Annotated in this window: 11 protein-coding genes; 5 read left to right on the top strand and 6 right to left on the bottom strand. The window is 71.9% G+C overall.

Annotated features, from left to right (window positions below; all coding sequences use genetic code 11):
* Positions 1 to 76 precede the first annotated feature (76 nt).
* Entirely contained in the window at positions 77 to 1,138 is a 1,062-nt protein-coding gene (locus AB0N07_RS47920) for an NlpC/P60 family protein (protein WP_365846823.1), read from the top strand.
* 17 nt (positions 1,139 to 1,155) lie between these two features.
* Here AB0N07_RS47920 and AB0N07_RS47915 read toward each other — a convergent pair whose 3' ends face one another.
* Both AB0N07_RS47915 and AB0N07_RS47910 read right to left on the bottom strand, forming a co-directional pair.
* Complete coding sequence (locus tag AB0N07_RS47915; RefSeq protein ID WP_365846821.1) at positions 1,156 to 1,875, bottom strand: response regulator transcription factor; 720 nt, start codon at positions 1,873 to 1,875, stop codon at positions 1,156 to 1,158.
* On the bottom strand, positions 1,875 to 3,164 hold the full coding sequence (locus AB0N07_RS47910; RefSeq protein WP_365846819.1) for a PspC domain-containing protein: 1,290 nt from the start codon (positions 3,162 to 3,164) through the stop codon (positions 1,875 to 1,877). Before AB0N07_RS47910 ends, AB0N07_RS47915 begins: the two co-directional genes overlap by 1 nt.
* Before the next feature lie 179 nt (positions 3,165 to 3,343).
* Between AB0N07_RS47910 and AB0N07_RS47905 the strand changes: the two genes are divergently transcribed.
* Both AB0N07_RS47905 and AB0N07_RS47900 read left to right on the top strand, forming a co-directional pair.
* Positions 3,344 to 4,786 (top strand): PspC domain-containing protein, encoded by a 1,443-nt coding sequence (locus AB0N07_RS47905; protein ID WP_365846817.1) that lies wholly within the window; start codon positions 3,344 to 3,346, stop codon positions 4,784 to 4,786.
* Complete coding sequence (locus AB0N07_RS47900; protein WP_365846815.1) at positions 4,773 to 5,021, top strand: hypothetical protein; 249 nt, start codon at positions 4,773 to 4,775, stop codon at positions 5,019 to 5,021. Before AB0N07_RS47905 ends, AB0N07_RS47900 begins: the two co-directional genes overlap by 14 nt.
* A gap of 92 nt (positions 5,022 to 5,113) precedes the next feature.
* Here the strand turns inward: AB0N07_RS47900 and AB0N07_RS47895 are convergent, their stop codons facing one another.
* Both AB0N07_RS47895 and AB0N07_RS47890 read right to left on the bottom strand, forming a co-directional pair.
* On the bottom strand, positions 5,114 to 5,644 hold the full coding sequence (locus AB0N07_RS47895; RefSeq protein ID WP_365846813.1) for a DoxX family protein: 531 nt from the start codon (positions 5,642 to 5,644) through the stop codon (positions 5,114 to 5,116).
* A gap of 132 nt (positions 5,645 to 5,776) precedes the next feature.
* Positions 5,777 to 7,066, bottom strand: coding sequence for a hypothetical protein (locus AB0N07_RS47890; RefSeq protein WP_365846811.1), 1,290 nt, complete (start codon positions 7,064 to 7,066; stop codon positions 5,777 to 5,779).
* 185 nt (positions 7,067 to 7,251) lie between these two features.
* On the opposite strand from AB0N07_RS47890, the gene AB0N07_RS47885 reads away from it, so the two are divergent.
* A complete protein-coding gene (locus AB0N07_RS47885) occupies positions 7,252 to 8,136 on the top strand; it encodes a DUF4429 domain-containing protein (protein ID WP_365846809.1) in 885 nt (294 codons plus the stop codon).
* Here the strand turns inward: AB0N07_RS47885 and AB0N07_RS47880 are convergent.
* Positions 8,133 to 8,942 (bottom strand): class II aldolase/adducin family protein, encoded by an 810-nt coding sequence (locus AB0N07_RS47880; protein ID WP_365846807.1) that lies wholly within the window; start codon positions 8,940 to 8,942, stop codon positions 8,133 to 8,135. The two genes, AB0N07_RS47885 and AB0N07_RS47880, sit on opposite strands and share 4 nt — an antisense overlap.
* 176 nt (positions 8,943 to 9,118) lie before the next feature.
* Between AB0N07_RS47880 and AB0N07_RS47875 the strand changes: the two genes are divergently transcribed.
* The gene (locus AB0N07_RS47875; protein ID WP_365846805.1) at positions 9,119 to 9,592 is read left to right on the top strand and encodes a pyridoxamine 5'-phosphate oxidase family protein; all 474 of its coding nucleotides are present in this window, start codon (positions 9,119 to 9,121) and stop codon (positions 9,590 to 9,592) included.
* Between the two features lie 19 nt (positions 9,593 to 9,611).
* Here AB0N07_RS47875 and guaA read toward each other — a convergent pair whose 3' ends face one another.
* Entirely contained in the window at positions 9,612 to 11,192 is a 1,581-nt protein-coding gene (gene guaA, locus AB0N07_RS47870) for a glutamine-hydrolyzing GMP synthase (RefSeq protein WP_365846803.1), read from the bottom strand.
* Positions 11,193 to 11,338: the final 146 nt, after the last annotated feature.

The raw sequence follows: 11,338 nt of genomic DNA, 5'->3' as shown, positions 1-11,338 counted from the left end.
CTCCCCCTGTGCGGGCCGCCGCCGGACGCGTAAGCCGCCCGGAACGGGCGGTCGTACGAAAGGACGGGCAGTCCACGTGGCAGCGCACCGAAAACCCAGTCGGCGCTCGCTCAACGGCAGTCCGGCCCGGACGGCGTTCACGATCGCCGTGGCGGGCGCGGCGACCGCGACGGGCTTCGACGGGACCGGCCACGCCGAGCCGGCACTGACGCCGACGCAGGTCAAGGCGGAGGTGGACAAGCTGTACCAGGAGGCGGAGGTCGCCACCGAGAAGTACGACGGGGCGAAGGAGCAGGCGGACGCGGCCGAGCGGCGGCTGTCGGCACTGCGGGACGAGGCGGCGCGCAAGACGGACCGGCTCAACTCGGCGCGGGACGAGCTGGGTTCGATTGCCACTGCGCAGTACCGGGACGGCGGTCTCGACCCGGCACTGCAACTCGCGCTGTCGGACGACCCCGACCACTATCTCGAGGGCGCCGAGTTCGTCGACCGGGCGGGCACCCGGCAGGCGGCGGCCGTGGCGGACGTACGCGAACAGCTGCGGGAGATCGAGCAGTTGCGCGGGGCCGCCCGCATCGAGCTGGCCGGACTCAGGTCGCGGCAGGCAGAGCTGAAACGCGACGAGAAGGTGATCACCGGGAAGCTGGATGCGGCGCGGCGCCTGGTGTCCCGGCTGTCGGCCGCCGAGCGCGCTCGGCTCGGCGACGGCATCCACCGCGCCTCACGGTCCGCCACAGGTGCCCGGGACGGCCTCGTCTCCCTCGGCTCCGCGACCGCCGAGGCGCCCGACTCCCGTGCCGCCGCGGCCCTCTCGTATGCGTACTCCAAGCTGGGCAGCCCCTATGTGTGGGGCGCGACCGGCCCGGACGCCTTCGACTGCTCGGGCCTCGTCCAGGCCGCCTACCGCTCCGCGGGCATCTCCCTGCCCCGCACGACCTACGCCCAGATCGACGCCGGCCGCCGCGTCTCCCGCTCCGAACTGGCCCCGGGTGACCTGGTGTTCTTCTACTCCGGCATCAGCCACGTCGGCATCTACCTCGGCAACGGCATGATGATCCACGCCCCGAACCCGTCGGCGCCCGTGAAGATCGCGCCGGTCGACGAGATGCCGTTCGCGGGCGCCACACGCGTGGTGTGAGCTCCGGACGGTGCCCCTCAGACGAGCCGTCGCGCCGTCGCCCACCGCGTCAGCTCGTGCCGGTTCGACAGCTGCAACTTCCGCAGGACCGCCGAGACATGGGACTCGACCGTCTTCACGGAGATGAACAGCTGCTTGGCGATCTCCTTGTACGCATACCCCCGGGCGATCAGACGCAGCACCTCCCGCTCGCGCTGGGTGAGGCGGTCCAGGTCCTCGTCGACCGGCGGGGCGTCGGTGGAGGCGAAGGCGTCCAGGACGAAGCCGGCCAGACGCGGCGAGAAGACGGCGTCGCCCTCCTGCACGCGGAAGATGGAGTTGACGAGGTCCGTGCCGGTGATCGTCTTGGTGACGTAGCCGCGTGCGCCGCCCCGGATCACGCCGATCACGTCCTCCGCCGCGTCCGACACGGACAGTGCGAGGAAGCGGACGGGCTGCTCGGTGTCCGCCATCAACGCGGCGCAGCGCCGCAGGACTTCGACGCCGCCGCCGCCCGGGAGGTGGACGTCGAGGAGAACCACCTCGGGGCGGGTCGCCGTGATGACCGTGACCGCCTGGTCCACGTCCGCGGCCTCGCCGACGACCTCCACTCCGGTCTCGTCGGTCCGGCCGATCTCGGCCTGGACGCCGGTACGGAACATACGGTGGTCGTCGACGAGGACCACACGCACGTGCCGCTCGCCGGCGCTCCCGCCGGTCGCCTCCACGGGCTCGTTCGCCCCGGTCGGGTCGCTCATCACGTCTTCTCCGCCCTCTCCATCTCCAGCTCGACCTCCGTGCCGCCGTCCGGCACCGCGCGCAGCCGCGCCGTGCCGCCGTGGCGCTCCATGCGGCCGATGATCGATTCTCTGACGCCCATGCGGTCGGCGGGTATCGAGTCCGGGTCGAAGCCGGGGCCGCGGTCCCGGACCGACACGAAGACGGTCTTTCCCTCGACTTCGGCGTAGACCTGTACGGCACCGCCGTCGCCACCGTACTTGGCGGCGTTCACCATCGCCTCGCGCGCGGCCTGCGTCTGCGCGGCGATCCTTTCGTCGAGCGGGCAGTCGCCGACGACGACGACCTCTATGGGGACGCCGTGCTTGTCCTCCACCTCCGCGGCGTTGCGGCGCACCGCGTCGGCCAGGCCGGTGGGTTCGTCGGCCTCGTCCTTGCCGGTGCCCTCGGGCTTGTAGAGCCAGGTGCGCAGGTCGCGCTCCTGGGCGCGGGCGAGGCGGCGCACCTCGTTCGCGTTCTCCGCGTTGCGCTGGATCAGGGTCAGGGTGTGCAGCACGGAGTCGTGGACATGGGCGGCGACCTCGGCGCGCTCCTGCGCGCGGATGCGCATCAGGCGCTCCTCGGAGAGGTCCTGGGTCATACGGACGAGGTAGGGCCCCGCGAGGAGCGTTATCCCGACGAGGACCGCGAGGGCCGCCTGCAGGACGGAGCCCAGGTGGGCGGCGGAGCCCTGGAGCACGAAGATGCCGGAGACGCCGGCGGTGACGAGGAGGACACCGCCTGCCGCGCGCAGCAGGGTGAGCGTGCGCCGGCGGCTGCCGACCTCGACCCAGCGGGCCCGGCGGGCGTTGTCCGCCTGGCGCCAGACGAGGGCGACGCCCGCGCCGACGAGGACGGCGGGCCAGAGGTAGGCCTTGGTTCCGCCGCCCACCTTCACATTGCCCACGAAGACCATGGCCACGACGACCATGAGGAGCAGGGCGACGATCTGGCCCTTGTCCGGCTTGCGGGCGACCAGTCTGCGACGACCGTCCGGCGAGGTTTCGGTACTGACCAGCGACGGTGGTCTCTGGCCGCCGACGCCACCGACGCCGAGCGGCACGAAGAACCAGAACGCGGCATACAGCAGCGCGCCGAGGCCGTCCGCCATGAACAGGCCGACGAACACGAGCCGAACCCAGATGACCGGCAGGCCGAGATGCCCGGCGAGCCCCCGCGCCACGCCACCGAGCCAGCGTCCGTCGCTGCTGCGGTAGAGCTTGCGCGGCGGCCGCGGTTCGACGAGTGGCGCTGCAGCGGCTTCCGGCATGCCATCGATACTCGCAGGGTCGGCGGACAGGGGCATCAGGGTCGACCCCCGAGACACCCCTGATCTTCGAACCCGGGCCTGGTCGAACAGTTCTCGGGCGCCGGCTCAGGGGCGATATCAGGGTCCGGCCAGGGTCGTACCGACTCCCGTCCGAGCGGCTCGGCCGTCACCATGGACACATGACAGATCACGAGCGCGCCGCGACGGGTCCGGGACCCGGCTTCGGCCCGCGCCTCGCTCCGGGCGCCGGGCCGCAGGATGCCGCGCCCGCCGCGGATGCCGCACCTTCCGCCGGGGCGGGGCCCGGTGCGGGGGCGGGCGCACAGGAAGAGGGGGGCGCGGGCACCGAGGCTCCGCGCAGGTTCCGGCGCAACCGCCGGTACAAGGTGCTCGCCGGGGTCTGTGCCGGGCTCGGGCGGCAGTGCGACATGGATCCGGTGATCTTCCGGATCACGCTCGCGGTGCTCTCCGCGACCGGCGGCATCGGCCTGCTCTTCTACGGCTTCGCCTGGCTCCTCATCCCGTACGAGGACGAGGAGGAGAACGAGGTCCGCAAGCTGCTCACCGGCCGGGTCGACGGCCAGGCGCTGACCGCGGTGATGTTCGCGCTGGTCGGCTGCGGGGTGTTCCTGTCACTGCTGAAGAACGGCGGGGTGCTGGCCTTCGCCGTCGTGGTCTCCCTGCTGCTCGCGGGCGCCGGGTACTGGTCGCGGCAGCGTGGCGCCCCCGACCCCGACCCGCTGGCCGCGCAGGCCGTCGCAGACGCCCCGCCGGAGGCCCAGGCGCCGCCGGTCCCCGCCGCCTACCCCTCCTGGTGGCGCGACCCCATCGTCAAGGACGGCACGCATGTCGGCGGCACCGGATATCTGTGGGGCCCCCGGGACTCCCGCGAGCGGGACATCGCGGCGGCGGTCAACATCAGCCTCGGTACGTCCTGGACCAACCGCGCGGACATCCGCACACCGCGCCCCCCGGCACCCAGACCGCGCGGCCCCCGCTGGATCGGCGGCTGGGTCTTCCTGCTGGCCCTGCTGGCGGGCGGCCTCGGCACCGGGCTGACCTGGGACCACCACACCCTCGGCACCAGCCTGCAGACCGGTCTTTCCTGGGCGCTCCTGGTCCTCGGTCTGGGCATCGCGGTCAGCGCGTTCCTGGGGCGTACGGGCGCGGGTTCGGTCTTCCTCGCCATCATCACGGCGGCCCTGCTCGCCGGCTCGGCGGCCCTGCCCAAGGACGTCGGCACACACTGGATACGCACGACCTGGCAGCCGGCCGCGGTGGCCGACGTCCGGGGGAAGTACGAGGTCGGCAGTGGCGTCGGCACCCTGGACCTGAGCCGCCTGCACCCGGCCAAGGGGGAGACGGTGAGCACAAGAGCCGACGTCGGCTTGGGCCGGCTGAAGGTGATCGTGCCGAAGGACGTGACCGTGAAGCTGAGCATCGACGTGGGGGTGGGCGACATCCGACTGCCGGGCGACAAGCTGGGAGACGTGGACGTGGAGCCGGGCAGGCACAAGGAGGTGACTTTGTCGCCGGTCCCGGGCGGCAAGAACACCGGCACGCTCGACCTGGAGCTCCAGGTCGGTCTCGGACAGGCGGAGGTCAGCCGTGCTGCGTCATGAGTTCCAGCCGGGAAAGCTGGTCGCCGGCGTCTCCCTCGCCCTCGCGGGCGTCCTCTATGCCGGTGACGCGGGCGGTCTGTGGCAGACACCGTGGTTCGCGCTGATCCCGGTCGTCACGGGCGGCCTCTGCCTGGCCGCCATAGCGGGAGCACTGGCCCGGGGCATACGGCGGCGCAGGACGGCAGTGTCCGGAAAGGACACGGGTGAGGCACAGCTGAATGCACCGGGAACCTGACCAGCGCTCCGGTGGCGGCGGCTCCGCGCCGAGAGACACGATCCAGGTCGTGCCGTAGGGCTCCGCCGCCGGTGGCTCCCGCCGACCAGGAGCTACCGGTAACCGGCCGCCCGTTGCCTGCGCCGTGCGCGGAGTGCGGCGTCCAGGGAGAACGTGGCGGCGCCCGCGAGGACGAGGGGGAGCCAGGCCATCAGGTAGGCGAGGTCGTTGCCGTAGTAGTACGGATCGGAGGCCCAGCTCACGGTCAGCCACAGGCTGAGGGAGATCAGTGCGCCGCCGAGCGCTGCGAGGCGCGCGAACAGGCCGATCAGGGTGCCGATGCCGACCGCCAACTCACCCAGGGCGATGGCGTACCCGAAGCCCACGGGGTTCTTCAGGGCCATGTCGACCATGGCCGGGATGGCGGAGGAGTCGCGGACGTTGCGCATCATGTCGCCGATGGATCCGGAACCGGAGCCCTTCATGAACGCGCTGTTGGTGAGCTTGTCCAGCCCGGCGTAGATGAAGGTCACGCCGAGGAAGACGCGGAGCGGAAGGAGGGCGTGTCGGGTGGCGGAATCGCGCCAGCTCCGGTCGCCGTCGAGGTACGGGGTGTGCGTGTCGGTGCGCATGCCGTGAGTCATCGCTGTCGCCTCTCGCCCGCGGTGCCGGGACCCCTCACAAGACGATACGTACGCAGAGGACGCTGCGCTCAGTGCTTCGTGCCGATTTCAGCGCCCGTGCCCTGCGTGGAGCGTGGAGAGGGGGTGTCCCATTCAGTCCGTCACGTCGATCGCGTATCTGTTCGTCTCTACCCCTGCTGCCGTGACTACTTGTACCTCGACCCTCCCCGGTTCCACCTCAGCCGGCACGGGCACGGTCAGTGCTGCGTCCGTCGGGTTGCTGAAGCCGCCGGTCACGGGGACGAGGGGCACATGGACGTTCACCGTGCCGATGCGGACCACCATCCGCGTCAGCCGGTCGGCGTCCTGGGCGCCCGGCGGGACGAAACCCGCGCCGCGGATCTCGATGTCGTCGCCCGTGCGGATCGGGGCGTCGAGGTCGCCGGCCTCGCGGGCCCGCACCACGGAAAGGATCACCGGGCGGCCGCCCTCCGCGTACTTGCCGGCCAGATAGGTCGCCGCCGACACCAGCACCACCACCGCGAGACCCCACGGAAGGTCCGGCAGCTGGTCCGGGCGGCGGGCCAGCCGTACCGCGGCGAACAGGACGGCGACGGTGCTGATCACGACGTACTGGATGTCGGCGAAGGTGCCCCGCCCCGAGTCGTCGGTCAGCAGGTCGGCCGCCCGGGGCCGGTCCGCCCGTACCTTCTGCAGCCGCTGGCCGAGGACCCGCAGCCCCACCACGCGCCGCACCAGCACCGCGATGCCGCACACCACGGCGAGGACGGTGACGACACCGGCGCCGCGGGCGAGTTCGAGACCCGAGATCAGGGCGTCGCGCTCCGCGTGGTCGGAGGCCGCGGCGAGACGGCCGGCCAGGAGCAGCACCGCGTAGGCGACGAACAGCACCCAGGCCGCCGCCACCGTGCGGGACGTCGACAGGCGGTTGTCCTCACCGACGACGGGAGCCAGCACACCGCCGCGCGCCCGGTGGAACCAGGACGCGGCGGTCAGCACACCGCCCACGGCCACGGCCGCGAGGAGGCCCGCCGTGCGGGCCGTCGTCCAGCCCGCGCCGATGGCCGTGAGCGACTGCACCAGCAGCAACAGCACCACCAGCGCCCACACCGCCCACACCGTCCGCTGCCACAGCCGGGCCAGCCAGGCCTCGCCCTCGGCGCGGCCGCGTTCGGCGACGAGTTCCGCGGACTGGGTGAGCTCCTCCGAGACCCACTGGCGGGAGGCCGAGGCCGAGTGCGCCACCGCGGCGGGCAGCCCCTGCCCGGCCGCGAAACCGTCGCGCATCAGCAGGAATTCGGCGACCGCGCGCCGGTGCCCCTCGCGCGCCCCGTGCGGGCAGTCCCCGCAGGTGCAGCCACCGCCGTGCGCACCTCTGCGGGCGCCCGCGTCCGCGCCGCCTCTCGCCTCCTGCACCGCCACGCCCGCCGCCCGCCTTCCCCGCAACGCCTACGGCCGGCGGCCCTGTCCGGCAGTCGGCCGCCGCCCTGCAACACCGTGTGATGACAGCGAATTGTGCCCTACGCCACGCCACCCCCGCCCGGCAGGTCTGGTCAGCCCGGGGTGAGGTGGGGCCACCGTGTTGACCTGGCTGCAAGAATTTCCCTATGGCCGAGATCATCCAGCGGGACGGGACCTGGGCCTTCGACGGCACCACGGTCAGGATCACGCCGGGTCTCCACCGCTCCGTGCCGCTGTTCCGGCAGACGTACGGGGAGGTCGCAGTGCCCCTCGAAGCCGTCGCGGGCGTGGTCTTCGAACCGGAGCGCAAGCGCGGACGGCTGCGGATACGGCTGCGCGAGGGCGCCGACCCGCTGCTCCAGGCGACCGGCGGACGGCTGCCGGATCCGGCCGACCCGTACCGGCTGGTGGTGGACGTGGACCGGGCCGGGGTCGCCGAGTACGTCGCCGAGGAGATCCGCCGGGCCCTGCTGCTCGACCAGATCCCCAAGGAGCCGACCAAGGCGTATCTGCTGCCGGGGCCGCCCGTCCCGGTCTCGGTGCGGTCCTCCGACGGCACCGTCTCCTTCGACGGCACCCAGGTGCGCATCGACTGGGCCGACACCTCCGACCGGGTGAAGCGGGCCACCGGGCCGCGGATCATCGCCGTCGGGGACCTCGTGCAGGTCGAGTGGCTGCCCAACTCCGGTTACGAGGACGGCTTCCTGCGCTTCGTGACCCGCGAGACGGTGTTCTCCAAGCTGCCGCCGGAGAAGGACCCGTACGCCCTGGACCTGTGGGGCAGCGCCCGGCGCGACCTGCTCACCGCGCTCGTCGCCACCGCGATCACCGCGCGACTGCCGCATCCGTCCACCCGCAACGGCGGCGAGCAGGCACAGCGACGGCCGCCGACGGCGGCGGTGCCGCCCGCGGCCGACCACCACGACGTACTCCTGCGGCGGCTGCGGGAGTTGGGCGAGCTGCACCGGGACGGGGTGCTCACGGACGAGGAGTTCGCGATGACCAAGGCGGCCGTACTGCGAGGCTTCTAACTGAGCAGATCCGGCTCGCTGCGGCTGATGTCCTGCCAGAGCGGCTGGTAGTTGATCCAAGCCACCAGGTCGCCGCCGAGCTGCTCGCGGGTCGCCACCGCCGCCCTGTGGTCGATGAGCAGGGGGCGTCCGGCGGCCTTGGCGGTGAGCTGCACCTGGGCGGATCGCTCCATGGACAGGAACCACCAGGCCGCCGCGTCCACCGAGTCGCCGACCGTCAGCAGCCCGTGGTTGCGCAGCACGAGCGCCTTGCGGGTGCCCAGCGCGGTGGCGATACGGCGGCCCTCCTCGGCGTCGACGGCGACCCCGGTGTAGGCGTCGTAGAGGGCGTGGTCCTCGTAGAAGGCGCAGCTCTCCTGGGTGATGGGGTCCAGGAGGTCGCCGAGCGCGGACAGGGCGCGGCCGTGCACCGAGTGGCAGTGGGCGACGGCCACCACGTCCGGACGGGCCGCGTGGACCTGGGCGTGGACGGTGAAGGCGGCCTGGTTGACGTGGTAGCGCCCCTCGATCACCTGCCCGTCCGAGTTGGCGAGGACCAGGTCGCTCACGGTGACGTGCTTGAACGGCATCCCGAAGGGGTTGACCCAGAAGCAGTCGCTGTACTCGGGGTCGCGCGCGGTGATGTGCCCCGAGACGCCGTCCTCGAAGCCGAACCGCCCGAAGACCCGCAGCGCGCCCGTGAGCCGTTCCTTGCGATGCCGGCGCTCGTCGTCGACCGAGTCGTGCATCGGCGGCATCGCGAACCGCAGCCGGTCACTGGGAAGGGCGGGCGGCGGGGTGGGCCCGGTCCCGGGGGTCCCGTGCATGTGTCCTCCAGCACTGGGTTGCTCTACGGGGCGGAAGTTACCGTCGGTCAGCCCAGGAGAACAGAGTTGTTCTGTAAAGATGACGCGCGCAACCGTTGCGCGGGAGCGCGGGCGGGTGCCGCGCCCCACACGAATACCCGACAGCGGATGTCGGGTATTCGCGCCACACTCGCCGTATGACAGTGAACTGGGCGGCTTTCGTCGCCGCCGAACCGGATCTGGCACGGACCGTCGAGGAACGCTTCGGCGCCTTCACCCACCACGTCCTCGCCACCCTCCGCAAGGACGGCTCCCCGCGCACGACCGGCCTCGAGGTCCGTTTCCTCCGCGGTGAGCTGTGGCTCGGCATGATGCCGGGCTCGCTCAAGGCCCTCGACCTGAACCGCGATCCGCGCTTCGCGCTCCAGGCGAATCCGGGGCCGGGGACCGGGATGGGCGGCGGTGACGTGCGGATCAGCGGGCGGGCGGTCGGCGTCGAGGACGGCGAGGCGAAGGCTGCGTACAGCAAAGAGGTGGAACCGCCGGAGCCGTTCCACCTCTTCCGTACCGAGCTGACCGAGGTCGTGAGGACCTACGTGGAGGACGACAAGTACCTCGTCGTCCAGGTCTGGAAGCCCGGCGAGCCGGTGCGCACGATCAAGCGCACCTGAGCCCCTTCACCGCAAGGGCCTACTCCCACTCGATGGTGCCCGGGGGCTTCGAGGTCACGTCGAGGACGACCCGGTTGACGTCCGCGACCTCGTTCGTGATCCGGGTCGAGATCTTCGCGAGGACGTCGTACGGCAGGCGCGACCAGTCCGCCGTCATGGCGTCCTCGGAGGAGACCGGCCGCAGGACGATCGGGTGGCCGTAGGTCCGGCCGTCGCCCTGGACGCCGACCGAGCGGACGTCGGCGAGCAGGACCACCGGGCACTGCCAGATGTCCCGGTCGAGGCCGGCCGCGGTCAGTTCCTCGCGGGCGATGGCGTCGGCCTCGCGCAGCAGGTCGAGACGCTCCTTGGTGACCTCGCCGACGATACGGATGCCGAGGCCGGGGCCCGGGAAGGGCTGGCGCTGGACGATCTCCTCCGGCAGGCCCAGCTCCTGGCCGACCATCCGGACCTCGTCCTTGAACAGCTTGCGCAGCGGCTCGATCAGCTGGAACTCGAGGTCCTCGGGGAGGCCGCCGACGTTGTGGTGGGACTTGATGTTGGCGGTGCCGGTGCCGCCGCCGGACTCGACCACGTCCGGGTAGAGGGTGCCCTGGACCAGGAACTCCACCGCCGGACCCTCGTCCGCGATGATCTCCGCCTGGGCCTGCTCGAACACCCGGATGAACTCGCGGCCGATGATCTTCCGCTTCTCCTCGGGGTCGGAGACCCCCGCGAGCGCCTTGAGGAACCGCTCCTGAGCGTCGACGACCTTCAGCTGGACGCCGGTCGCGGCCACGAAGTCCTTCTCGACCTGCTCGGTCTCGCCCTTGCGCATCAGACCGTGGTCGACGTACACGCAGGTCAGCTGCGAGCCGATGGCCTTCTGGACGAGCGCCGCCGCCACCGCGGAGTCGACGCCGCCGGACAGACCGCAGATGGCGCGCTTGTCGCCGACCTGCTCGCGGATCGCGGCGACCTGCTCCTCGATGACGTTCCCGGTGGTCCAGGAGGGGGTCAGGCCCGCGCCCCGGTACAGGAAGTGCTCCAGGACCTGCTGGCCGTGCGTCGAGTGCATGACCTCCGGGTGGTACTGGACGCCGTAGAGCTTCTTCTCGTCGTTCTCGAAGGCGGCGACCGGGACGACGTCCGTGGAGGCCGTGACGGTGAAGCCCTCGGGGGCGGCGGAGCAGGCGTCGCCGTGCGACATCCACACCGACTGCTCGTCCGGGGTGCCCTCGAAGAGGGTGGAGCCGGTCTTGGAGACGTGCAGCGGAGTACGGCCGTACTCGCGGGCGCCGGTGTTGTCGACGGTGCCGCCGAGGGTCGTGGCCATCAGCTGGAAGCCGTAGCACATGCCGAAGACGGGGACGCCGGACTCGAAGATCTCGCGGTCGAGGCGCGGGGCGCCCTCCGCGTAGACCGACGAGGGGCCGCCGGAGAGGATGATCGCCGCCGGGTTCTTGGCGAGCATCTGAGCGACCGGCATGGTGCTCGGCACGATCTCGCTGTAGACCCGGGCCTCGCGGACGCGACGGGCGATGAGCTGGGCGTACTGCGCGCCGAAGTCGACGACCAGGACGGTGTCGGGAGCGGCGGCAGCGGGGGTCGCTGATGACACGGGGTGCCTTCCGGCGGTTGGGCGGGGTCTTTGGTTGCCGAGTCTACCGGGGTGGCCGTGTGGTGACCTCGCCGTCTGCTGGGGGCTGCCGCCCCCAGACCCCCGCTTTCGGCCTGAACGGCCTCGTCCTCAAACGCCGGACGGGC

The sequence above is a fragment of the Streptomyces sp. NPDC051172 genome (assembly GCF_040682555.1).
Classification (GTDB): Bacteria; Actinomycetota; Actinomycetes; order Streptomycetales; family Streptomycetaceae; genus Streptomyces.
This window is presented reverse-complemented; position numbering and strand designations above follow the sequence as displayed.

What these genes read in the sequence shown, in the direction of transcription:
- AB0N07_RS47915 (WP_365846821.1), bottom strand. Translation starts at nt 1,875, where the DNA reads ATGAGCGACCCGACCGGGGCGAACGAGCCCGTGGAGGCGACCGGCGGG.
- AB0N07_RS47910 (WP_365846819.1), bottom strand. Translation starts at nt 3,164, where the DNA reads ATGCCGGAAGCCGCTGCAGCGCCACTCGTCGAACCGCGGCCGCCGCGC.
- AB0N07_RS47905 (WP_365846817.1), top strand. Translation starts at nt 3,344, where the DNA reads ATGACAGATCACGAGCGCGCCGCGACGGGTCCGGGACCCGGCTTCGGC.
- AB0N07_RS47895 (WP_365846813.1), bottom strand. Translation starts at nt 5,644, where the DNA reads ATGACTCACGGCATGCGCACCGACACGCACACCCCGTACCTCGACGGC.
- AB0N07_RS47885 (WP_365846809.1), top strand. Translation starts at nt 7,252, where the DNA reads ATGGCCGAGATCATCCAGCGGGACGGGACCTGGGCCTTCGACGGCACC.
- AB0N07_RS47880 (WP_365846807.1), bottom strand. Translation starts at nt 8,942, where the DNA reads ATGCACGGGACCCCCGGGACCGGGCCCACCCCGCCGCCCGCCCTTCCC.
- AB0N07_RS47875 (WP_365846805.1), top strand. Translation starts at nt 9,119, where the DNA reads ATGACAGTGAACTGGGCGGCTTTCGTCGCCGCCGAACCGGATCTGGCA.